This is a genomic window from Acinetobacter sp. YQ_14, from assembly GCF_043102985.1.
In the GTDB taxonomy this organism is placed as follows: domain Bacteria; phylum Pseudomonadota; class Gammaproteobacteria; order Pseudomonadales; family Moraxellaceae; genus Acinetobacter; species Acinetobacter venetianus.
The window spans coordinates 1-22089 of record NZ_JBICJJ010000024.1 but is presented as its reverse complement, the minus strand read 5'-3'; the positions used below and the strand labels follow the sequence as shown (position 1 = coordinate 22089).

Sequence of the window (22089 nt, the reverse complement as noted above, 5' to 3'; positions counted from 1 at the left end):
GAGATTGTGAAGAAATTATAAAAAAGAATGAATAGAAAGCAGGCAACGAAACTAAAGTGAATCGAGTACAATAAATTAAGTTTGATTTAGGTTCTTCATATGTTGCTGGAAAAAATTTTACAGTCTCAAGGTTTTGGTTCGAGAAAATATTGCCAGCAACTGATCAAAAATGGTTCTGTAATGGTTGAACAGCATATCTGTGATAATCCAAAACAGAACTTTAGTACTGATCAACTCAGTTTTCAGGTCTTTGGTGAGCAATATCAATTCAGAGAACACGTTTATATTGTTTTAAATAAACCGAGTGGTTATGAGTGTTCGCATCAAGCAACACATCATAAGAGTGTTTTTAGCTTATTTCCCGAGATTTTGATTCATCGTGGTATTCAATGCGTAGGTCGTTTGGATCAGGATACAACAGGGTTGCTACTTTTAACGGATGATGGTCAATATCTTCAAGCTTTAACACATCCGCGTAAACATGTACCTAAGGTCTATCATGTGACTACAGCAGATCCAGTTTCCTCAGAGCAGAGAGAACAATTAGAGCAGGGCGTAGAGTTACGTAATGACAAAGGAGTGTTTGCAGCAACTGATGTTGAGCTATTTTCAGAATATCAGTTGTCGATGACTATTCATCAAGGTGTTTATCATCAAGTAAAGCGGATGTTGGCAGCAGTAGGAAATAAAGTAGAAAAGCTACATCGAAATCAAGTTGGCTCACTTATTCTCCCTGACTTAGAGGAAGGTGAATGGATGTATTTAACACCCGCTCAAAAGCTATTGAGCCAAAATATTTCTAAAGAAGATGCTTTACTTTAAAAAGCAGTGAAAGGTATTGAATTCGTCATCGCGGATGAAACCCATTTGCTCATAAAGGCGATGAGATTCAAGATTATTCCGTTGAGTTTCTAAACTAATTCGAAGCGCATTTTCATGGCGAGCAAAAAGAATAGCAGTATCAATTAATTGTTTTGCTGAACCTTGTTGTCTGTAGAAAGGAGTGACATAAACATCGTCTAAGACATAATAGGTTTCACATGCAACTGAAGAGAATGCGAGATATAGAAGTACAAAACCTGTGAAGACATCATCTTTTACGTGAATAAAAATAACACTGTCTTTATTGTCATAACGATGTTTTAAAAATTGATAAGATTGTTTGATATTTGAAGATGCGCCGTAGAATTGGCGGTATTCATCAAATAAGGTCGCAAGTTGGTGAAGATCTTCTTGAGTTGCCCTTTTAACAATCATCCTAAGTCATCCTTACACTTATAATTTTATTTGGACTGACAGGATAGCGAAAAAATTCAGCTTAAAAAATAGAAACTTGTGTATAAATGCAACATTGTTAAGTTTTGTCACTTTCACCTAAAAGTGCATTCAACTCTTCAAATAAATCTTCATGGTCGTCTTCAACGTCGATAGAAGATGGATTTTCAGCATTTGCGGCATTCTTAGATTTTCGCAATTTGAGCAACTGTTCCATATTTATATTTTGATTTTCAATTGCAAAAGGAATTGATTTCGTCAGAACCACCTGTTTGAAGAAAAGACGTACGGCTTGGGCAGGGGAGATCCCTAGCTGTTTAAAGACAGCAAAAGCTTGTTTTTTTTCCTGAGAATCAAGTCGAACCTGATAAACTTCTGTTTTTCGCATGAAGAATAAGACCAAATATTTTTAGTTATCGTCATGTATTTTAAACCATCGCAATGTAATTTCAATATTTTTGAGCTGAAAATATAGAATTTTTGTCATTACGTTGTGTTTGCAATGTGAGTTCGTGGTGAGAACTGAACTGCATTTCTTGGTTTGTGATGGGATCTATGAAATTAATTGCCTTTGCAAGTAATTGAAGTGGGGTAGTAAAATCATCATCATCTCTATGCTGAATCACTGGATAAAATGAGTCATTAAGTATAGGAATACCAAGTGAATTCAGGTGTACACGCAGTTGATGTTGTTTACCTGTTTTCGGTTTTAAAAGGTATTTCGCGAGTTGTAGATCATGCTCTAACAGTTCAATATAAGTTTCACTATTACTTTCCTTTTCATTATTAATTTGCATCGTGTAAAAAGGATGTCCTTTTTCTAAATGCAAGTTTACTGTTTGTGGAAATGTGAGTTCAGAGCGATAACCTGCAATAGCATGGTAAGTTTTTTGTACTTTCCGTTCTGCAAATAACTGTTGATAAACACCACGAGAGGCAGGTCTTTTACTAAATAATACGATGCCAGCCGTTTCTCTATCTAAGCGATGGATTGGGGTTAAGTCTGTATAGCCTGTTTGTTTTTTTAATCGCACCAAAAGTGTTTCTTGAACGTATTGTCCTGTTGGACTCATGGTTAAAAAATGAGGTTTATCGACCACGATCAGATCATCATTTTCAAATAATATTTCATGTTGAAAAGGCACATGAATTTCATGTGCAAGAAAGCGATAATAAAAAATATGGGTATTGGGTGTATAAGCACTATTTAATTGTAGTTGTGAGCCATCAGCAGCATAAATAAGTCCATCATCAAAACGTTGTTGCCATTCACTTGCATGAATATGCTGGAAATGTTGGCGGAGGTAATCAAAAATCGTATTTGCGATAACTTCTCTTGGTAAAAAGACTTTGCTTGCACTGACGCCATTAATAAGTGGCGGGGTGAATTCTGGAATAGATGACATACAGTACATTCGACTCAGTATAAACGATGTAAAAAAAGCCAGTTTGAAAGCACATGATTAGGCTTTGTGGCAGTGCAATGTTATTATAACGACCATCCCAATTTTGTTCTATTTGCCATGTCGTATTCAGTGAAATTTACTTTAAATCATGAACAAGACACTCAGCGTTTTGCACAAGTACTCTCTCAACATGTGCATGCTGGCATTATTTACTTAATTGGTGATTTGGGCGCTGGAAAAACTACATTTACACGCTATTTCCTCCAAAATTTAGGTCATAACGGTTCAGTAAAAAGCCCTACATATACCTTGGTTGAGCCTTATAATATTAATGGTCGCGACATTTTTCATTTCGATTTATATCGTTTGGATGATCCTTATGAGTTAGAGTTGATGGGAATTCGTGATTATTTGGAAACGCCAGAGGCATTATTTTTATTTGAATGGCCATCTAAAGGTGGTGAGGAAATTCCAAAAGCCGATGTGGTCATCGACATTCAAAAGTCAGAAGATGAGCTCACTCGATTTGTGACTTTAACTGTAGATTCTCAAGCACTGTCTCAAACGTTGCAGGAACAATTGCATGGCGCATGATTCAACAGATCGTTCAACTCGCCGTATCCATACTCTTAATGCCGCATTAGCCAACCAAATTGCTGCGGGTGAGGTGATCGAACGCCCGTCATCCGTCGTAAAAGAGTTATTAGAAAACTCAATTGATGCTAGTGCGACTGAGTTGATCATTCGTGTGGCTCAGGGCGGTTCGACTTTAATTGAAATCATTGATAACGGGAATGGCATTCACCCAGAAGATTTACCTTTGGCAGTGATGCGACATGCGACTAGTAAAATTCAAACCTCTGAAGACTTACATGCGATTGTCAGCTTGGGCTTTCGTGGGGAAGCATTGGCTTCAATTGCGGCGGTATCTCGTTTAACTTTGACCAGCAGTCAAGATGAACAAGGCGTGGGTTATCAAGTAGAAGTCAATGGTACCGCTTTCGATCATCAGCAAGTTCAAGCGGTTGCCGCACAAAAAGGCACACATATTCGTGTTCAGGATTTATTTTTTAATGTTCCTGCACGTCGTAAATTTCTAAAAAAGCCAACAACAGAATTTAACCATATTGAAGAAATTGTTCGCCGTTTGGCTTTAACACATTTTGATATTCGTTTTGTGCTTGAGCACAACGATAATATCCGTTTAAACCTACCTGTGGCTGATAGTGGTGAGTTACGTTACCAACGTGTTCAACAGTTACTCGGTCAACAATTTATTCAAAATGCCTACTGGGTTGATGCTGAAAGTATCAATATGCGCTTATCTGGATGGTTGGGGCATCCTTCTGATGCGCGTGCACAAGCAGATTTGCAATATGTTTATGTAAATGGTCGTATTGTTAAAGACAAAACCATTTCACATGCGCTGCGTATGGCATATGAAGGTATTTTGCATGGTCATCAGCATTCTTCTTATTTGTTGTTTTTAGAAGTAGATCCTGAAAATATTGATGTCAATGTACATCCAACCAAGCATGAAATTCGCTTTCTAAATCAACGTGAAGTACATGAGTTTGTACGTCATTACGCTAAATCAACTTTATCGCAATTTCAAACAGCTAGTGCAGATTTAGCACAGGCAATGAAAACAGATGAAAGTACAACAGAAAATTTTGATTATCAGCCTCAGCCCAAATACCAAGAACAATTTAATTTACATCGTGCTGCGGTTGAAGCAGAGTCATCAGCCAATCAACATGTAGCTGTTTCAACTGATTTATTGACTGAATTTAATCAAAGTCGTCCTCAAGCCGTAAATTATAATTCTGGAACACAAGAACCTCGTTATAATGGTTCTGCACAATTAAATAATGCGCTTAAAACATATTTGGCGCCATTGCGTGGTGGAGAAACTCCTACCACCTTTGATCACGGGGAAGTTGAAAGTAATCAAACGGTTCCATCACGTGTGGATGAATTTCCATTAGGTATTGCAATAGCACAACTTCATGGCATTTATATTCTTGCGCAAAATACCGAAGGCTTGATTATTGTTGATATGCATGCAGCACACGAACGCATCTTATTACAACAAATGAAGTCAGCATGGGATAAACCTGAATTTTGGACATCGCAGCAATTATTGATTCCAAAAATTGTTTCAATTACGCGTATGCAAGCCACTCGCATCGAAGATTTACAACCCCAATTACAACGACTCGGTTTGGAAGTCGATCAGTATGGGGATGAGCAAGTGATCGTACGTGGTGTGCCTGCCATTTTACATAAAGCTGATTTTGAGAAATTGATTCCAGAATTGCTCAATGATCTTGATCCAAATGATGAAGCAAGAGGTTTATTGCAAAAACGTGATGAATTACTCGCAGGTATGGCATGTCATGGCGCTGTGCGTGCTCATCGGCAGTTAAGCCTTTCTGAAATGAATGCCTTATTGCGTCAAATGGAACAAACAGAATTTGCTAGCCAATGTAATCATGGACGTCCGACTTGGCGTGCATTTCCACTGCATCAATTAGATAAATTATTTGCTCGAGGAGAGTAGTTGTACATGTCAAATCAATTGCCCGTCATCAATTTAATGGGGCCTACCGCAAGTGGTAAAACTGCATTGGCATGTGATCTCTATGAGCGTGGTAATTTTGAACTGATTTCTGTTGATTCAGCCTTAGTTTATAAAGATATGGATATTGGTACAGCGAAACCAACCAAGGAAGAACAAGCACTTTATCCACATCATTTGATTGATATTATTACACCGTTGGAAGTCTATTCTGCAGCACAATTTGTCGAGGACGTTTGTCCTTTGATTGATGATATGCATGCGCGTGGGAAAACTCCCGTTCTCGTTGGTGGGACAATGTTATATTTCAAAGCACTGTTAGAGGGGCTTGCTGATAATTTACCAAATGCTGACCAAAATGTTCGTGATGCAATTACGGAAAAAGCTGAGCGGGAAGGGTGGCAGGCTGTGTATGATGAATTGGTTGCAGTAGATCCAATCGCTGGTCGAAAATTTAAAGTCTCTGATAAGCAAAGAATTATTCGTGCACTTGAAGTATATCGAATTACAGGTGAGCCAATAACAAAGTTACAGGCTGAACAACCTAAAAATCAACCTTACCGTTACACTTTTCATAACTACGCATTGATGCCTGATCGGTTAGAATTACATAAACGCATTGAGCAAAGATTGAGCAAAATGTGGGATATCGGTTTTTTGAATGAAGTGGAGGGTCTGATTGTAAAATACGATTTAAATGATAATTTACCGTCTATGCGGTCTGTTGGTTATCGTCAAGCTTTAGATTTTTTACTAAAAAGTGACTTAAGTCTCAAAAATAAAGTAGAAATGGAGAACAAGGCGCTGTTTGCAACACGGCAACTGGCCAAACGTCAATACACTTGGTTACGTTCTTTGCAAGAAATACACGATTTTAAAACTTACGTGACGATAAAGCAGGCGAAAGAAGACTTGCGAAACTTCTTTGGATAAAGCAAAATTCGCAGGCTGTCTTTTTATAATTTTTAGTTGAAAAATAAAGATAGTTTTTTTGCGCTGATTTAAAAATTTTTTGGAGTTAAAAATGTCTAAAGGTCAAACTTTACAAGATCCGTTCTTAAATTCTCTCCGTAAAGAACGTATTCCAGTTTCTATTTTCCTTGTGAACGGTATTAAATTGCAGGGGCATATTGAGTCTTTCGATCAATATGTTGTTTTATTAAAAAACACTGTAAGTCAAATGGTTTATAAACACGCGATTTCTACAGTCGTTCCAGCACGTAACCCACGTCCAGCTGGTGCTCAAGGTACTGGTGGCTTCCCTGCTCAAGGTGGTGCTACAGGTGGCTTCGGTGGCGGTCAAGGCGGCGGCTTCGGTGGCGGTCAAGGCGGTGGCTTTGGTGGCGGTCAAGGCGGCTTTGGTGGTCAAGGTGGCTTCGGTGGTCAAGGTGGCTTCGGTGGTCAAGGTGGCTTCGGTGGTCAAGGCGGCTTTGGTGGTCAAGGCGGCTTTGGTGGTCAAGGCGGCTTTGGTGGTCAAGGCGGCTTCGACGGCGAAACTAAATTTGAAGATGGTCAAGAAGACGAAAATAATCGTTAATTGATTGATGATCTTTAAAAATGCCAGTCTAATTATAGACTGGCATTTTTTTATGTTTAAAAAGTAAGAATAAATACTATGGAAATGATTATTGCGTCAGCATGTTGTAGCGTTCTAGTCTCAATTTTATTGAAATATCTAAAGACCAAAGGGTTTGATGTCTTTCAAATGATTGCTTGGAATTATCTAAGCGCAAGTATTTTATGTTTTTACTGGTTTAAGACAGATCTCACACATGTTTCAATTCAAAATACACCGTGGTGGCTCATATTCACTTTGGCAATATTGCTGCCAAGTATTTTTCTATGTTTAGCCAAATCATTACAATTCGCGGGTATTCTTAAAACAGAAATTGCTCAACGTCTAGCGGTTATTCTTTCCTTATTAGCCGCGTATTTTATTTTTGGTGAACAATTTAGCCAATTAAAATTAATAGGTGTTGTTCTTGGTGTGCTTGCAATATTGGCAATTATTGTTGGGCAGGCAACAGAACAGGCCAATAAAGGATTAAGCTTAAAGTCAGCTTTGTTTCTATTCAGTGTATGGGCGGGTTATGCGGCAGTAGATGTACTACTTAAATATAGTAGTAGTCTGGGTTTGCAGTTTGCAGTCACGTTGAATTTAACATTTATTGCTGCCTTCATTTTATCGATTGCTTATATTGCGATTACACAAGCGAACTGGCAGCCTAAAAACATTTTTACAGGTTTATTTTTGGGAATATTAAATTTTGCCAATATCGCTTTATATGTTAAAGCACATATGATTTTTAAAGAAACGCCTGCGATTGTCTTTGCTGGAATGAATATTCTCGTTGTTGTTTTAGGTGTATTGAGTGGAGTTGTATTGTTCAAAGAGCGAATAAAAGCATATACATGGATTGGATTAGTTTGTGGCGTGATTGCAGTATTATGTTTAGCCAAAGCTATGATGTAGCCTGTAAATGAATTATTTTCAATGAGATGATCTATGGTTGGAAAAAGGCTGACGAAAGAACAAAGGAGGCAGCAGCTTCTACAAGTCGCACGTTCTATTATTCGGACAGAAGGAGTGGAAGCACTTACACTTGGATATTTGGCGCAACAAGCGGGAATAACCAAACCAATCGCTTATCGGCATTTTATTGATAAAGAAGGTTTATTAATTGCGATTTATGAGGAATTTAGTGATAAGCAGAAGCAGGACTTATCCACTTCCTTAAAACAAAATACTGGTGGTTTAGACAGTACCATTCATGTTTTTTGTCATGCTTGTTTGCAATTTCATATTGCTATGGGACCTGAGGTTGGCTTGGTCGTTGCTGCACTTTCTGGTACGGATATCTTACAAAGTTTTTTATCAGCGTGTCAGCAAGAGTTTATTGAGATTTTTAAGAAGAGTATTCATCCTTTTATTGTACTTGAAGGGCGGGAGGGAGAAGCCATCATTCTCGCAATCACTGGATTAATAGAAACGATTTGTGTGGCAACAAGTAAGAATGTGGTTGATGTGGAAACAGCACAACGAGTTATGAAAAACTCAACTTTACTTATATTGAACGATTATTTGGATCATACAACTGCGTAAGAAAGACGATTGCTTATTTAAGTTACTAATGGTAACTTTTGTGGTGTGATTGTCCTCGGAAGAAATGTATGTCAATTTCAGAACAAAATAAAAATGCTTTGATTATTATTACACATCCTGATTCAGCATCTTTATCGCATCAAATTTCAAATCACATTGCCAAACATTTAATCCATCAGGGAATGAATGTTGAATTTGCAGATTTACATAAGGAAGACTTTAAAGCAGCTATTACGATTGCTGATCTTGAAGCCTATCGTGGTCAGCGCTTTGTAGGCTCTGATATTGTGTCTGAACAAGCACGTTTTGATCGGGCTGATATTGTTTATTTTGTTTTTCCAATTTATTGGTGGTCAGTACCAGCGATGTTAAAAGGTTGGTTTGAGCGTGTTTTTACCCATGGTTGGGCATACAAAGTCAATGATCAGGGACACTTAACAGGCGAGCTTAAAAATATTCCAGTCAAGTTGATCGCAACGGGAACTGGGGATGAAGCTGGTTACGAAAAACATGGTTATAAGCAGGCGATACAAACACAAATCACAGAAGGTATATTTGGTTTTTGTGGACTTGGTGATGTGCAAAAATCTATTCTTTTTCAATCGGACTTTATAGATGCAGAAGGTTTGCAGAAGTTTTTTGATCAGTTAGATCAGGATGTTTTAGCTATCAAGTAGTTTAGGTCTTGTTGATGGAATGGCTGCAATCTTCTAATATTTTGTTTTGATGACAGCCATAAATCTAAAAATTATAAACGAGTAAACACTACGTCATCTGCTAAGCGTGATTTAGGTAGTTTGGCATTAAAATCGCTATCACTGCGATAGCCTAATGCAACAATCACTGAGGCTTTTAAACCTTTTTCTGTCAATCCAAATTCTTTATTGATTGTATCGCGATCAAAACCTTCCATTGGTGTCGCATCAATACTTTCTAATCCTGCTGCAAAAAGCAATTGACCAAGTGCAAGATAGGTTTGGTTTTCCATCCATGCTGAAAGATTTTTGAGTTCATTGCGATAGAATTCGACATAGCCAGAACGAGTATCTTGTTGACCTTGTTTAGCTGTTTCATCTTTAAATCGTCCACTTGCATCATCTTGTTGTAATAATTGTTCTAAATATTCAGGTGTAATATCTGTACGAGTACAAAAGATGATGGTGTGTGATGAGTTCAAGACTTTGGCTGCATTGTAAATATATTTACCCGTGAGTCCTAAAGCAATGCGCTGTTTGGCTTCATCAGATTCTGCAACTAAAAAATGCCATGGTTGAATATTTACCGAAGAAGGGCTAAAGCGCAAAATTTCAAGTAGCTTTTCAAATTGTTCTTTTGGAATCTTTTTCTCTGTGTCATAAGCTTTTGTCGCATAACGTGTTTTTGCTGTAGCTAAAGTATCCATCAGAAATTAACTCAATTTAAAAATTTAATTTATTTTACTTGATCTATATTTCACTGAAAGTAGTGAAATGTGATTTCTATATAGATTTAAGTCGTATGTGCAAAGTTTTAGCTGACTTGAATAAAAGTGATGTATTAAATTGCAGAATAAATTTTCTTAATAGTGCCACTGTTTAAAATCTAAATGATAATTTTCTAGTGGATTGATTTCTAAAATCCACGCTGAATCAGCACGCCAATCTCCTAAGACAATACGTTGCTTATTATCAACTTGATGGATTTCTGGACGGTGAGTATGACCGTGAATTAAATAATTAACTTGTTCGACCGCGGATTCTACTGCTTGAGTATTTACATCCATAATGTCATAACTTTTCATTTGCTTAGTTTCGCTACTTTTTTTGCGAAAACCATTGGCTAGTTTTTGTCGAAAACTAAGTGGTGTGCGCGTTATGAAACCCAACAAAACTGGATTACGAATCACTTTACGGAAACGCTGATATGCCACATCATCAGTACAGAGCGCATCACCATGTTCAAGACGAAATTTTTTATGGTGAATGTCGAGTGTATATATGTCTGGTAATTGAATACCATTAAATTTATCTAAGAATTTTTGCCCCAAAGCGAAATCACGATTACCAACTTGGAAGTAAACTTGATTTCCGTCATTGGTGAAACTTTGTAATGCTTGAATGATTTCATCTAACCATGGAGCTGTATAGTCATCACCAATCCATGCATTAAACCAATCACCTAAAATATAAAGCTGGGTGTTTTTATCTTGATATTGTTGCAATAAAGCCAAAAACCCTCGAACGAGTCGAGGGTGATCAGGTGACAAGTGTAAATCTGAAATAAACAGGTAGGTCACACTTTTATCCTTTTTAAATCTCCCTAAATCCCTTTTTCTTAAAGAGGGACTTTCCTCCCTTTATAAAGGGAGGTTAGGAGGGATTATTATTCAGAGATAATTTTAGCAGATTCAATCACAACGTTTTCTAAAGGGACATCAGCGTGATAACCACGGTTACCAGTACGAACGCCTTTAATCTCGCCTACAATGTCCATACCTTCAACAACTTTACCAAATACTGCATAACCCCAACCTTGAGCTGTTTTACCAGTGTGGTTTAAGAAAGAGTTATTTTTCACGTTAATAAAGAACTGAGCAGAAGCAGAGTGAGGTGCTTGTGTACGCGCCATTGCGATTGTACCTTCATCGTTGCTTAAGCCATTGTCAGCTTCGTTTTCGATTGAGTCACGCGTTGCTTTTTCTTTAAAGTTTTCATCCATGCCACCGCCTTGGATCATAAAACCATCAATCACACGGTGGAAAATTACGCCGTCATAGAAACCGTCACGTACATATTCTAAGAAATTTGCAACCGTTTTTGGTGCTTTTTCAGCGTTAAGCTCAAGAACAATACGACCTTTGTTGGTATTTAATTCGACTTGAGGAAAACTCATTACATTAATCTCCTAAACATGGTCTTGTGACCATGGGTTTTTGGTTGAGAGAAGCATAAGCAAACTGTAAACTACAAGGCAAGTAAAAAACGTTAAAATCTTTGAGAAAAAGCAAAGATTGCGTTTTTATGTCCTATTTTTAACAGTAAGAAGTGATTTACTCCCTATGAAGCCAAATGATGTTGTTTCAGAACTGCCAAAGAACCCGACACCGAATACCCAAGCCACTGTCGATGCTGAGCAGCAAGAACAACAGGTAGGCTTAGATTTTGTACGTCAAGTCATTACTGATGATTTAAAAGATGGACGTACGCAAAAAGTTGTTACACGTTTCCCTCCTGAGCCAAATGGTTATTTACATATTGGTCATGTAAAAGCAATTTGTTTGAATTTTGGTATTGCTGAGGAATTTGATGGGTTATGTAACTTACGTTTTGACGATACTAACCCAGATGCTGAAGAACAAGAATATGTTGATGGTATCGCCAACGATGTGAAATGGTTAGGTTTTAACTGGAATGGCGAGCCTCGCTATGCCTCAGGTTATTTTGATCAACTGTATGCATGGGCTGTTCAGTTGATTGAACAAGGTGATGCTTATGTTGATTTGCAAACTCCAGAAGAAATTAAGCTGAATCGCGGTAATTTCGTTGAGCCGGGTAAAAACTCACCTTATCGCGATGCTTCTGTTGAAGAGAATCTTGCGCGCTTTGAACAAATGCGTAATGGTGAAATCAAAGAAGGCGGTGCTGTACTACGTGCCAAGATTGATATGGCGAGTCCGAATGTACACATGCGTGACCCGATTCTTTATCGTGTGCTTCATTCAGAACATCACCAAACAGGCGATAAATGGAAAATTTATCCAATGTATGACTATGCTCATCCATTATCTGACGCGATTGAGGGTATTACTCATTCACTTTGTACTTTAGAATTCCAAGACCACCGTCCATTCTATGATTGGATTGTAGAAAAAGTTCATTCTCAGGCTGTACCGCGTCAGTATGAATCTTCTCGTTTAAATGTGGATTATACGATTACCTCTAAACGTAAATTACGTAAACTGGTTGAAGGTAATTATGTACAAGGGTGGGACGACCCACGTATGCCAACTGTCGTTGGGATGCGACGTCGTGGTTTCACACCTGAAGGTTTACGTGATTTCTGTAAGCGTGTTGGCGTATCAAAAACTGATGGTATTGTTGATGTCGCGATGCTTGAGTTCTGTATTCGTCAGTCTTTAGAAAATGCAGCAGCTCGTGGTATGGCGGTGCTTGATCCATTGAAAGTAACGTTAACTAATTTACCAGAAGAATTAGATTTAACACATAAACGTCATCCGAATGTAGATATGGGCGAGCGTGTTATTCCATTAACACGCGAAATTTATATTGATCGTAAAGATTTTGAAGAAGTACCTCCAAAAGGTTTTAAACGTTTAATACCAGAAGGTGAGGTGCGTTTACGCCATGCTTATGTGATCAAGTGTGATGAGGTGATTAAAGATGCTGGTGGTGAAATCATTGAACTAAAATGTTCAATTGATCCTGAAACTTTAGGTAAAAACCCTGAGGGTCGTAAGGTAAAAGGGGTGATTCATTGGGTCTCTGCGAGCAAAGGTGTGCCTGCTGAAGTTCGTATTTATGATCGTTTATTTACTGAAGCTGCGCCAGATGCAGATGATGATTTCTTGGCGCATCTGAATCCTGAATCATTAAAAGTGGTTCAAGCTGTGATTGAACCTGCTTTGGCACAAGCAAAACCAGAAGATCGTTTCCAATTTGAACGTGAAGGTTACTTTGTCGCGGATCAACATGATCACAATCCAGAGAAACCTGTGTTTAATCGTATTTTAGATTTAAAAGATAGTTTTAAAATCGAAAAAAAATGATTTTATAAACTTATTTTAAATTATATCTAATTAAAAATAAAAAGCCCAATGTTGTCATTGGGCTTTTTATTTTTAAGGGTTAATATGATAAAAATAAATGACGATAAAAATAAGTACAAAAATCGAGATAATTAGGTACGTATTAATTGTATGAAAACTTTTTAAAAACTTTAGCATGCTGCTGCTGACCCACCCAAGACACAATACAATAGAATATAATGTTTATAGTTTATTGTTTTTATTGACTGTTGCTAATATATATTGTCTTAAATTGACTTTTTTTGTGTTTCTTTATGTTATTAATTTTATCAAATTGTAAAAATACTGAGTTGAAAATTATGGGATTTTAAAGAACTTAAGCAATATATTGTTTACGGTTAACATATTGCTTGAATATTTATCTATTAATTTTAAATAAGATACTCTAAAAAATTCCTCATCAGATTCTGTGTCTTTTGTTCTAAATCTTGTGCATACAAATAATTATCATTTCTCAACTGTTGAATCGATAGTTGAGCATTACGTATTTCACAAGTATGCCCAATTAGCCATTTTTCGAAGCTTTCTTCAAGAATTTCTAAATGAAATTGTAGTGCTAAAATATTTTTTCCAATGGAAAAGGCTTGATTTGGATACATTGCAGAACTTGCGAGTAAGGTCGCATTCTCTGGTAAATCAAAAGTATCTCCATGCCAATGCAATACTTTTGTATCTTTAAGTGGCGATAAAATATTCTGTTCTACATTTTTGATTTCTAATTCACTCCATCCTATTTCTTTTTGTTCACCTGCATAAACGTTTGCTCCTAGCGCATGTGCAATTAATTGAGCACCAAGACAAATACCAATCGTTGGCTTGTCGTCTTTTAAGCGTTGTCTTAAACCAGAGATTTCGTCAATTAAGAATGGGTAGTCTTCTGTTTCGTAGACACCAATTGGTCCACCTAAAATAATCGTGAGACCTTCATAATTAAGCGCTGGACTGAGATCATCAACACCAGCCTCAAAATAACGAACACGGAATCCAAGCTGATAAAATACGTCTTCTAATGAACCTAAGTCTTCGAATGCTAAATGTTGGATTGCATAGATTGTTTTAGGAAATGATGTATTCAAGTTCATAGAAATATTTCTTATGTCAGGTGTATTTGGGGACTACTTGTAAGGCAATTAATCTGAATGACTGTTCCAATCAGATCGAAGTAAGCCATAGTGTAGCAAATCATGAAACTGATTTGACCAATAACCTGCTTCTCTGTGATGACCTTCATATTTAAAAGCTAAATTTTCAGCTAAGCGAAGTGATGGATAATTCTTAGGATGGATAAATGCTTGAATTCGATTGAGTTTCATGTGTGCAAAACCCCAAGCAATAATGGTCTTTAATGCTTCTGTCATGTATCCATTGCCCCAAGCAGAGGATGAAAGTTCATAACCAATTCTACATTTCCTCCAATCAGGCTCCCATTTGAATAAGCCACAGGTTCCAATCAATTGATCACTTTCTTGGGTTTGTATACCCCAGCGAGTTGCAGGGTTCGGGTGCGTTCTCCAGTCTGTAAAAAATTGAACATATTTTTGAGCTTCTGATATGGATCGAATAGGATCTGCACCAAACCAACGCATTGCCTCGGCATTTGAATAAATTTCAAAAAGTTGAGGCACATCATCCATCGTAATTTCACGTAGTAATAGTCTTTCAGTAGATAAAATTGGAAAAGGTGTCATTCTACTTCTAAAAATATGGTCTTAGAAAAGGAGCTTAGGTTGATCTATATGTTGAAACTCTGGGACTTGATGCTCATCTTTTAAGTCCACGCCTGATAAGCCAAGTCGTTTTGATTCTTTCATTAAATTCATCAGCCTTTGCGTAGCGATTGGAATGCTCAAGCCTGCTGGACGAACATTTGAAATACAATTGCGTGCTGAATCGAGACATCCTGTGCGGGCATGCCATGTATAGTAAATTCCCATGCTATCTGGTGAGCTTAGACCCGGGCGTTCTCCAATTAGCATAACCAACATGGATGCTTTGAAAATCTGAGCAACATCATCACCTAATGCAACTCGGCTACCTGTTGCTAAAATAATAGGTGCAAGACTCCAACCTTCTTGCTGAATATATTTGTTTAGAGACAAAATAAAGGGGATCGCATTTGCTTCAATCGCACGTGCAGATAGTCCATCACCGACAACAATACAAACATCATAGGGTTGTGAATCAATAGATTGCTCAATAAGTATTTGTTTTGAATGTTCTGAAAGTTGTCGTCCTAAGTCTGGTCGTTTTAGATATGTTTCTTTATCTTTTGAATTGCTGTTTACATGGAAGCTTTGTAGTGAATGATCTTTTAATTGCTCAGTTAAATAGGCTGTATTCAGGTTCTGATAAACCGCATCTTGTGCCTGAGCATGTGAAAGTTGAAACTCAAGTAGCGCTTGAGTTGGGATGCTACAACCTGCTCGACCAAGCGCAATTCGAGCATCCGTAAATTGTTTCAGTTTTTCCCACTGATCTTGATGTAGATGTGCAGGATATTGAATATCACGATCAAGTTTCATCGACATTCTCCTAATTCATCAGTAATCGTGAAAATTTTTCTGGCATATGATCAGACCAACAAATTTGCGCATGTTGCTGTTTAAAAATGCCTTGTTGTTCTAACCAAGCTGAAAACTCAGGGGCAGGTTTTAAGCCCAAAAGTTGTCTTAAGTACAACGCATCATGGAATGATGTAGTTTGATAATTCAGCATTACGTCATCAGAACCAGGGATACCCATAATAAAATTAAGTCCAGCCGCACCGAAAAGGGTGAGGAGTACATCCATATCGTTCTGATCTGCATCTGCGTGGTTGGTATAACAAATATCACAGCCCATCGGTAAACCGAGTAATTTCCCACAAAAATGATCTTCTAAACCTGCACGGATAATTTGTTTACCATTGTAGAGATACTCGGGGCCGATAAAGCCTACAACTGTGTTAACCAGCAATGGTTTATATTTTCGAGCAACAGCATAAGCACGTGTTTCAAGTGTTTGTTGATCAACACCATGATGTGCATTACTGGATAGAGCACTGCCTTGTCCAGTTTCAAAATACATGACATTTTGCCCTAAGGTCCCTCGATTCAGTGCCAGTGTTGCCTCATAGCCTTCTTGTAATAAATCAAGTGAAATCCCAAATCCTTCATTGGCTCGTTGTGTTCCTGCAATAGATTGGAACATCAGATCAATGGGCACATTTTTTTCAGCCAGTTGGATACCTGAACTGATATGTGTCAGTACACATGACTGCGTGGGAATTTGATACTCTTGAATGACGTGATCAAGTAGTTTTAACAACTCGGTAAGATTATGCAAATTGTCTGTTGCGGGATTAATTCCTATCACCGCATCGCCATTACCATACATTAAACCATCTAAAATACTCGCTGAAATACCAAGTGCATCGTCAGTTGGATGGTTAGGCTGTAACCGAGTCGATAAATGACCTTTTAGCCCAATGGTATTACGGAACTGAGTGACGACTTCACATTTGCTTGCGACATAAATTAAATCTTGATTGCGCATGATTTTACTGACCGCAGCAACCATTTCTGGTGTAAGCCCTGAAGCAAGCTGAGATAATGTTTCAGTTGTCGCTTGTTCGCTCAACAACCAATTCCTAAAGTCCCCCACAGTGAAATGAGAGATTGCAGCAAAAGCATATTGATTGTGCTCATCAATAATTAAGCGTGTGATTTCATCTATGTCGTAATCAACTACCGTTTCATTGAGAAAGGTTTTTAGTGGTACATCCGCTAAAGCCATTTGAGCAGCAACACGCTCTGTTGCATCAAGTGCAGCAACCCCTGCCAATTCATCACCAGAGCGTAAAGGTGTTGCTTTTGCCATCAATGTCTTTAAATCAGTGAAATGATATTGTTGATTGGCAACCATAATTCGATAGCTCATTGTGATTTCCTTATATTATTTGGCTTCTTGTTCTGCTGCCTTGATATTGGCAAACTCTTCTTCTGGCGTACCTTTAATTAAATGATAGCGGCTATAGAATAAAAAGTAAGCAATAAAGCAAGCGTAGATTGCAGCTGCGATAAACCAAACTTTAGGATTCACCACGAAACCTGCAACAACCGCAGCAATGGCAAGCACTAAGGCAATGATTGAAGTAAAAATGCCCCCAGGTGTTTTGTAAGGACGTGGCATATCAGGTTTAGATAAGCGTAATTTGATATGCGCAAGTAACATCAGCACATAAGAAATGGTTGCACCAAATACAGCAATTAAAATAAGAGAGTCGCCTTCACGAGTGAGAGAAAGAAAAAAACCGATAATTCCAGGGATAATAATGGCTAAATAGGGGGCTTTATTTTTATTGGTAAGTGATAACGAGGTTGGTAAATATCCTGCACGAGACAGAGCGAAAATTTGACGAGAATAAGCATATATAATTGAGAAAAAACTTGCAATTAAACCAGCCAAACCCACGAAATTAACAAAGGTTGCTAACCATGTTTCTATTCCATAGACTTTGGTTAATGCATCAACTAAAGGTGCGCCTGAGTCTTGTAATGTACTTGCACCAGCAGCGCCAGCCCCTAAAACTAAGATTAAGATTGCGAAGGCTGTTAAGATCAACATTGCACCAATTAGACCTCTAGGTAAAGATTTTACAGGGTCTTTGGCTTCTTCAGCAGCCAATGGAACACCTTCGACTGCAAGAAAAAACCAAATGGCAAATGGAACAGCCGCCCAAATACCTAAATAGCCTTGTGGAAGGAATGCGCTTGCACCTGTTGCCGTGGTGGTCGGAATATCAAATAAATTCTGTAAGCTAAAATGTGGTGCCATTGCCACAACAAATACCACCAGAGCAATGACCGCGACTAAAGTAATTGCAAACATGATTTTTAGTGCTTCACCAGCACCTTTTAAATGAATACCCATAAAGAGTAAATAGCAGCTTAAATACACCATCCAACCGTTGAGACCAAGCAGGGATTCACAATAGCCACCAATAAAAACAGCAATCGCAGCGGGTGCAATTGCATACTCAATTAAAATGGCTGTTCCTGTTAAATAACCTCCGAACGGTCCAAAAGCAGCACGAGCAAAGCTATAACCACCGCCTGCGGTTGGCATCATTGTCGCCATTTCCGACATGGATAGACATAAACAGAGATACATGATTGCAATGAGGATGGTCGCAACAAACATACCACCCCAACCACCTTGGGCAATCCCAAAATTCCAGCCTGCAAAATCACCTGAAATGACATAGGCAACACCTAAGCCAATGAGGAGAAGCCAACCGACTGTACCTTGTTTGAGTTGACGTTGAGAAAAATACTCAGCCGATGAAATTTCTGCGCTTGTAGAAGGCGGGACAGATACAGAGTTGGCTTGTTCCATACAACTTTACTCCTCAGAGTGAATTTGTATCAAACAGTGCAAAAGTAATGCCTAAATTTAGATGTGCTGATTTATTTTTAGGTTTTTTTATTCCAAATGGTAAAAATAAAAGCTTTTTCTCTTTTCATTTGAGAGTTTATATCAGTTACCAATAGGCAAATTTATTTGAGAAAAGGATAAATGCAAAAAAATGTAGGAAATTTTGAATAATATACTTTGTGGTGCTCAAATATGGTGCGAAATATTTAAAAAAGAACTCCAAAACAAGTTTTTGGAGTTCCCTCATAAAAATTAATTCTAGTTAATCTTTTGCTCTAACCATTGAAAGAGCTGCTGATATACTTCCGCTCGAACAGCGGGTGCTGACAGTACAAGATCATGTAGCCCATTATGAACTGCTAAAGTCTGCACATCACCTTGCATTTTTTTAGCATTATCGGTCATGTCTTTAACATCTAGAATAACGTCGCTTTGTTGCGCATCCGTACCCCATTTACGAGGGTATTTAGACTGGTGCGAATGCATAATCAGTGTAGGGACTTTTAGACTAACACCTTTATGGATTTCTTTTTGTGCCTCGTGAATCGTTGTAACAAAACAGAGATCCACAAAAGGCATGGTTTTAGGCTTCCAATCCAGATTGAAATCCCATTCGCCGTAAAAATCTTTATGCAAACTTGGTGTGTACCATTTATTTAAGCCACTTGGAAATTTGGCATTCGGTAACCGTTTACCAACCTCACTGAGTAAAGGAATGCCAACTTTTTTCTCAATAACACTTTTATAAAAATCATAAAAAGGACTATTTGCCCAAACTGCTTTAATGAGGCGGTGATCAGGGTAATGTGCTGCATAAAGTGTTGTAATCAGACCACCTGTTGAATGCCCAGCAAGCAAGACTTGATTGTGACTTTCTTGACCAATAATTTCGAGTGCTTTACTGATTTCAGCATCGTACTCTCTCAAATCAAGCACATAGTAAAGTTTTTGATGAGCGAGTTTAGAGCGACCATATTTTCTTAGATCGAGTGCATAGAAATCATAACCATGTTGATTAAATTGCTCAGCCATTTCTTTTTGAAAGAAATAATCGGCAAAACCATGGATATAGAGAACGGCTTTTTTCGTTGCTAATGCGGCTTTCTTTCGGATCAAAGTCGCAACAACTTTTCCATCATAATCATCAGCAAAATCTAAGGTCATTTGCTGATAATCTTCACCTAATATATCTGTTTGATATGTATTGAGATTTGAGCTATTCATTTTTATATGTCAAGTCTGAATTCATTAACAAACACATTAAATGAAAACCTTCGTATGTCAATGTAAAAGTGAGGCATGATGAGTTTTCTCCGTGACTTAGATTTTTATTTTCCGTAAAAAATCGTTAAGCTATGTGCTGTTGTTTTTGACTGAAGAAATTATGAAACAAGAGACTGCACTCAAGTTACTTAAAGCTGGGGAAAATGTTTTTTTAACGGGCTCAGCCGGTGCAGGAAAAACTTATACGTTAAATCAATACATTCATTATTTAAAAGCACGCAAAGTACCTGTTGCAATTACAGCTTCAACGGGTATCGCTGCAACGCATATGAATGGGATGACCATTCATACATGGGCAGGAATTGGAATCAAAGATAGCTTGAGTGATGATGATCTCAAGCGGATGAAAGAGCGAAAATATTTAAAAGAGCATTTAGAAAATGCCCAAGTTTTAATTATTGATGAAATTTCAATGTTGCACGCCAAACAGCTCAATCTCGTTAATCAAGTCCTCAAATACTTTAAAGAAAGTGACGAAGCGTTTGGTGGAATTCAAGTGATTGTCGCTGGAGATTTTTTCCAGTTACCTCCTGTGGGCCGAAATGGCGAGGCCAATCGAGATAAATTTTGTTTTATGTCGGATGCTTGGGTCGAAGCAAAATTTCGTGTGTGTTACTTAACGGAGCAACATCGTCAGGATGATGAAATTCTCAACCAGATTTTAAATGCAATTCGCGCGCAAAATATTCAAGGCAATCATATTTCGGCTTTACAACAATCTCGTCAGCACGATATAGGTGAGACATTTACCCGCCTTTATACACACAATATGGATGTTGATAATATTAACTATCAGCATCTTAATGAAATCGATAATGAAAGCCACCAATTTAATGCAGTTTTAGATGGGAATGAAAAGCTGATTGAAACCTTGAAATCATCAGTTCGTGCACCAGAAGAACTTACTTTGAAAAAGCATGCCAAAGTTATGTTTGTCAAAAACAACTTTGATATGGGCTACATCAATGGCAGCTTGGGTGAAGTCATTGGATTTGAGGAAGATGATAAAAATGGTATTTTGCCTAAAGTGAAATTGACTGATGGCACAACCTTATTGGTTGAGCCAGAAACTTGGTCAATTGAAAATGAGGCAGGTAAGGTGATTGCGAGTTTTCAGCAAATTCCTTTACGTTTGGCTTGGGCAATTACTATTCATAAAAGTCAGGGTATGACCTTAGAAGCCGCAGAAATTAATCTAACGCATACTTTTGAGAAAGGTCAGGGCTACGTTGCTTTATCTCGATTGAAGTCTCTGACTGGACTTAAATTATTAGGTTTTAATGAGCAGGCTTTAGAGCTTGACAGTTTGGCAATCAAAGCAGACCGCCGTTTTCAGGAGTTGTCTACTGAAGCCGAAACGAACTTTGAAAATATTGATTTAACCACACAACATAATGCCTTTATTCGTCATTGTGGCGGAACACTTAATACGACTGAGATTAGTCGTAATGAGAAAAAGCTCGCTAAAGGTGCAAAGCAGAACTATGCAGCGGCAACTTTAGAAGAAACACGTGCTTTATTTGAAGAAGGTTATGAGATTGAAGATATTGCACATGAGCGCGGCTTAACGCCAGCAACGATCATTAATCATCTATCTCGTCTACATAAAGAACAAGGTTTAGATATTTCTGTAGCGAATCCAGGTGATGAGGTTGTGGAAGAAGTACGTAAGATTTATAAGCGTTTGCATAAGCGTAAAAACCCTGAACATTTTACTGATGATGGTGCAATTAAACTCCGACCGATCGTAGAAGCAACAAGTCCTAGAATGGCTTATGATCAAGTGCGTTTAGCTTTATTATTTATTGAATAGGAGTAATAAATGCCTCATATCATCACTAATTATTCTTCTAATTTTAATGATTTAGATCAGTTACAACTTTTGAAAGATATCAATTCAGTATTGCTTGATACGAAGTTATTTAGTGAGCATGATATCAAGTCCCGTATTTTTGAAGATCAAAATTTTTTAATTGGTGTAAATGGAATTCAAGATGCTTATATCCATTTAAAACTCTATTTATTAAGTGGTCGATCTGAAGCCCAGAAAAAGTCATTAGGTGAATTACTTCTCAATACCCTTGAACAGAAAAATTATTTAAAATCAAAAATAGATTTAAAAATTCAACTCTGTGTTGAGGTGATTGATATGCCTAAAGAAAATTATTTTAAGTCTACGGTATAATTGAAATTATGAGATTTTTGAGAATTCAACAGATTA

Annotated in this window: 23 protein-coding genes; 11 read left to right on the top strand and 12 right to left on the bottom strand. The window is 37.7% G+C overall.

Annotation, left to right across the window (positions count from 1 at the left end; genetic code table 11):
- The first annotated feature begins 99 nt into the window (after positions 1-99).
- Positions 100-822 (top strand): pseudouridine synthase, encoded by a 723-nt coding sequence (locus ACF8D3_RS13230; RefSeq protein ID WP_392471799.1) that lies wholly within the window; start codon positions 100-102, stop codon positions 820-822.
- Here the strand turns inward: ACF8D3_RS13230 and ACF8D3_RS13225 are convergent.
- The 3 genes from ACF8D3_RS13225 to ACF8D3_RS13215 form a co-directional block, all read right to left on the bottom strand.
- Positions 814-1257, bottom strand: a complete 444-nt coding sequence (locus ACF8D3_RS13225) for a GNAT family N-acetyltransferase (RefSeq protein WP_004878665.1) — start codon at positions 1255-1257, stop codon at positions 814-816. The two genes, ACF8D3_RS13230 and ACF8D3_RS13225, sit on opposite strands and share 9 nt — an antisense overlap.
- A gap of 97 nt (positions 1258-1354) precedes the next feature.
- Positions 1355-1663, bottom strand: coding sequence for a type II toxin-antitoxin system RelB/DinJ family antitoxin (locus ACF8D3_RS13220; protein ID WP_004878666.1), 309 nt, complete (start codon positions 1661-1663; stop codon positions 1355-1357).
- Positions 1664-1724: 61 nt separating this feature from the next.
- Positions 1725-2681: a pseudouridine synthase gene (locus ACF8D3_RS13215; protein WP_392471797.1), complete on the bottom strand. Its 957-nt coding sequence runs from the start codon at positions 2679-2681 to the stop codon at positions 1725-1727.
- 117 nt (positions 2682-2798) lie between these two features.
- Between ACF8D3_RS13215 and tsaE the strand changes: the two genes are divergently transcribed.
- The 7 genes from tsaE (at position 2799) to ACF8D3_RS13180 (ending at position 9042) form a co-directional block, all read left to right on the top strand.
- Positions 2799-3275 carry a tRNA (adenosine(37)-N6)-threonylcarbamoyltransferase complex ATPase subunit type 1 TsaE gene (gene tsaE / locus ACF8D3_RS13210; RefSeq protein ID WP_007478847.1) on the top strand — a complete coding sequence of 159 codons (477 nt, stop codon included), beginning with the start codon at positions 2799-2801 and terminating at the stop codon, positions 3273-3275.
- Positions 3265-5244, top strand: a complete 1980-nt coding sequence (gene mutL, locus ACF8D3_RS13205) for a DNA mismatch repair endonuclease MutL (protein WP_392471795.1) — start codon at positions 3265-3267, stop codon at positions 5242-5244. Before tsaE ends, mutL begins: the two co-directional genes overlap by 11 nt.
- Before the next feature lie 6 nt (positions 5245-5250).
- Complete coding sequence (miaA, locus tag ACF8D3_RS13200; protein ID WP_392471793.1) at positions 5251-6195, top strand: tRNA (adenosine(37)-N6)-dimethylallyltransferase MiaA; 945 nt, start codon at positions 5251-5253, stop codon at positions 6193-6195.
- Positions 6196-6286: 91 nt separating this feature from the next.
- On the top strand, positions 6287-6799 hold the full coding sequence (gene hfq / locus ACF8D3_RS13195) for an RNA chaperone Hfq (protein WP_007478850.1): 513 nt from the start codon (positions 6287-6289) through the stop codon (positions 6797-6799).
- Between the two features lie 78 nt (positions 6800-6877).
- Complete coding sequence (locus ACF8D3_RS13190) at positions 6878-7735, top strand: EamA family transporter (RefSeq protein WP_392471791.1); 858 nt, start codon at positions 6878-6880, stop codon at positions 7733-7735.
- Positions 7736-7768: 33 nt separating this feature from the next.
- On the top strand, positions 7769-8365 hold the full coding sequence (locus tag ACF8D3_RS13185; RefSeq protein ID WP_392471790.1) for a TetR/AcrR family transcriptional regulator: 597 nt from the start codon (positions 7769-7771) through the stop codon (positions 8363-8365).
- A gap of 68 nt (positions 8366-8433) precedes the next feature.
- A complete protein-coding gene (locus ACF8D3_RS13180; RefSeq protein WP_392471788.1) occupies positions 8434-9042 on the top strand; it encodes an NAD(P)H-dependent oxidoreductase in 609 nt (202 codons plus the stop codon).
- A 71-nt stretch (positions 9043-9113) separates the two neighbouring features.
- Here the strand turns inward: ACF8D3_RS13180 and nfsB are convergent, their stop codons facing one another.
- The 3 genes from nfsB to ACF8D3_RS13165 all read right to left on the bottom strand — a co-directional run bounded on the left by nfsB (position 9114) and on the right by ACF8D3_RS13165 (position 11236).
- Positions 9114-9767 carry an oxygen-insensitive NAD(P)H nitroreductase gene (gene nfsB / locus ACF8D3_RS13175; RefSeq protein WP_392471787.1) on the bottom strand — a complete coding sequence of 218 codons (654 nt, stop codon included), beginning with the start codon at positions 9765-9767 and terminating at the stop codon, positions 9114-9116.
- A gap of 156 nt (positions 9768-9923) precedes the next feature.
- Positions 9924-10640 carry a UDP-2,3-diacylglucosamine diphosphatase gene (locus tag ACF8D3_RS13170; protein ID WP_392471786.1) on the bottom strand — a complete coding sequence of 239 codons (717 nt, stop codon included), beginning with the start codon at positions 10638-10640 and terminating at the stop codon, positions 9924-9926.
- Between the two features lie 86 nt (positions 10641-10726).
- On the bottom strand, positions 10727-11236 hold the full coding sequence (locus ACF8D3_RS13165; RefSeq protein ID WP_004878677.1) for a peptidylprolyl isomerase: 510 nt from the start codon (positions 11234-11236) through the stop codon (positions 10727-10729).
- Between the two features lie 166 nt (positions 11237-11402).
- On the opposite strand from ACF8D3_RS13165, the gene ACF8D3_RS13160 reads away from it, so the two are divergent.
- A complete protein-coding gene (locus ACF8D3_RS13160; RefSeq protein ID WP_392471785.1) occupies positions 11403-13130 on the top strand; it encodes a glutamine--tRNA ligase/YqeY domain fusion protein in 1728 nt (575 codons plus the stop codon).
- Positions 13131-13540: 410 nt separating this feature from the next.
- Here the strand turns inward: ACF8D3_RS13160 and ACF8D3_RS13155 are convergent, their stop codons facing one another.
- The 6 genes from ACF8D3_RS13155 to ACF8D3_RS13130 all read right to left on the bottom strand — a co-directional run bounded on the left by ACF8D3_RS13155 (position 13541) and on the right by ACF8D3_RS13130 (position 19808).
- Complete coding sequence (locus ACF8D3_RS13155; protein WP_392471784.1) at positions 13541-14251, bottom strand: glutamine amidotransferase; 711 nt, start codon at positions 14249-14251, stop codon at positions 13541-13543.
- A 48-nt stretch (positions 14252-14299) separates the two neighbouring features.
- Positions 14300-14857, bottom strand: coding sequence for a GNAT family N-acetyltransferase (locus ACF8D3_RS13150; RefSeq protein WP_392471783.1), 558 nt, complete (start codon positions 14855-14857; stop codon positions 14300-14302).
- Positions 14858-14878: 21 nt separating this feature from the next.
- The gene (gene eutC, locus ACF8D3_RS13145; protein WP_061392447.1) at positions 14879-15691 is read right to left on the bottom strand and encodes an ethanolamine ammonia-lyase subunit EutC; all 813 of its coding nucleotides are present in this window, start codon (positions 15689-15691) and stop codon (positions 14879-14881) included.
- A gap of 10 nt (positions 15692-15701) precedes the next feature.
- Entirely contained in the window at positions 15702-17087 is a 1386-nt protein-coding gene (locus ACF8D3_RS13140) for an ethanolamine ammonia-lyase subunit EutB (RefSeq protein WP_392471782.1), read from the bottom strand.
- Between the two features lie 15 nt (positions 17088-17102).
- Positions 17103-18545, bottom strand: coding sequence for an ethanolamine permease (gene eat / locus ACF8D3_RS13135; RefSeq protein WP_392471781.1), 1443 nt, complete (start codon positions 18543-18545; stop codon positions 17103-17105).
- Between the two features lie 297 nt (positions 18546-18842).
- On the bottom strand, positions 18843-19808 hold the full coding sequence (locus ACF8D3_RS13130) for an alpha/beta hydrolase (protein WP_392471780.1): 966 nt from the start codon (positions 19806-19808) through the stop codon (positions 18843-18845).
- A gap of 160 nt (positions 19809-19968) precedes the next feature.
- Between ACF8D3_RS13130 and ACF8D3_RS13125 the strand changes: the two genes are divergently transcribed.
- Both ACF8D3_RS13125 and ACF8D3_RS13120 read left to right on the top strand, forming a co-directional pair.
- Positions 19969-21681: an AAA family ATPase gene (locus ACF8D3_RS13125; RefSeq protein WP_026094063.1), complete on the top strand. Its 1713-nt coding sequence runs from the start codon at positions 19969-19971 to the stop codon at positions 21679-21681.
- Positions 21682-21690: 9 nt separating this feature from the next.
- Complete coding sequence (locus ACF8D3_RS13120; protein ID WP_392471779.1) at positions 21691-22053, top strand: 5-carboxymethyl-2-hydroxymuconate Delta-isomerase; 363 nt, start codon at positions 21691-21693, stop codon at positions 22051-22053.
- The last annotated feature ends 36 nt before the right edge of the window (positions 22054-22089 follow it).

Bases quoted from the DNA above. Each gene is read 5' to 3' on its own strand.
- ACF8D3_RS13155 (WP_392471784.1), bottom strand. From the start codon at position 14,251: ATGAACTTGAATACATCATTTCCTAAAACAATCTATGCAATCCAACAT.
- hfq (WP_007478850.1), top strand. From the start codon at position 6,287: ATGTCTAAAGGTCAAACTTTACAAGATCCGTTCTTAAATTCTCTCCGT.
- ACF8D3_RS13140 (WP_392471782.1), bottom strand. From the start codon at position 17,087: ATGAGCTATCGAATTATGGTTGCCAATCAACAATATCATTTCACTGAT.
- ACF8D3_RS13230 (WP_392471799.1), top strand. From the start codon at position 100: ATGTTGCTGGAAAAAATTTTACAGTCTCAAGGTTTTGGTTCGAGAAAA.
- ACF8D3_RS13125 (WP_026094063.1), top strand. From the start codon at position 19,969: ATGAAACAAGAGACTGCACTCAAGTTACTTAAAGCTGGGGAAAATGTT.
- mutL (WP_392471795.1), top strand. From the start codon at position 3,265: ATGGCGCATGATTCAACAGATCGTTCAACTCGCCGTATCCATACTCTT.
- miaA (WP_392471793.1), top strand. From the start codon at position 5,251: ATGTCAAATCAATTGCCCGTCATCAATTTAATGGGGCCTACCGCAAGT.
- eat (WP_392471781.1), bottom strand. From the start codon at position 18,545: ATGGAACAAGCCAACTCTGTATCTGTCCCGCCTTCTACAAGCGCAGAA.
- ACF8D3_RS13160 (WP_392471785.1), top strand. From the start codon at position 11,403: ATGAAGCCAAATGATGTTGTTTCAGAACTGCCAAAGAACCCGACACCG.
- ACF8D3_RS13190 (WP_392471791.1), top strand. From the start codon at position 6,878: ATGGAAATGATTATTGCGTCAGCATGTTGTAGCGTTCTAGTCTCAATT.
- ACF8D3_RS13120 (WP_392471779.1), top strand. From the start codon at position 21,691: ATGCCTCATATCATCACTAATTATTCTTCTAATTTTAATGATTTAGAT.
- tsaE (WP_007478847.1), top strand. From the start codon at position 2,799: ATGTCGTATTCAGTGAAATTTACTTTAAATCATGAACAAGACACTCAG.
- ACF8D3_RS13150 (WP_392471783.1), bottom strand. From the start codon at position 14,857: ATGACACCTTTTCCAATTTTATCTACTGAAAGACTATTACTACGTGAA.
- ACF8D3_RS13220 (WP_004878666.1), bottom strand. From the start codon at position 1,663: ATGCGAAAAACAGAAGTTTATCAGGTTCGACTTGATTCTCAGGAAAAA.
- ACF8D3_RS13215 (WP_392471797.1), bottom strand. From the start codon at position 2,681: ATGTCATCTATTCCAGAATTCACCCCGCCACTTATTAATGGCGTCAGT.
- nfsB (WP_392471787.1), bottom strand. From the start codon at position 9,767: ATGGATACTTTAGCTACAGCAAAAACACGTTATGCGACAAAAGCTTAT.
- ACF8D3_RS13180 (WP_392471788.1), top strand. From the start codon at position 8,434: ATGTCAATTTCAGAACAAAATAAAAATGCTTTGATTATTATTACACAT.
- eutC (WP_061392447.1), bottom strand. From the start codon at position 15,691: ATGAAACTTGATCGTGATATTCAATATCCTGCACATCTACATCAAGAT.
- ACF8D3_RS13225 (WP_004878665.1), bottom strand. From the start codon at position 1,257: ATGATTGTTAAAAGGGCAACTCAAGAAGATCTTCACCAACTTGCGACC.
- ACF8D3_RS13165 (WP_004878677.1), bottom strand. From the start codon at position 11,236: ATGAGTTTTCCTCAAGTCGAATTAAATACCAACAAAGGTCGTATTGTT.
- ACF8D3_RS13185 (WP_392471790.1), top strand. From the start codon at position 7,769: ATGGTTGGAAAAAGGCTGACGAAAGAACAAAGGAGGCAGCAGCTTCTA.
- ACF8D3_RS13130 (WP_392471780.1), bottom strand. From the start codon at position 19,808: ATGAATAGCTCAAATCTCAATACATATCAAACAGATATATTAGGTGAA.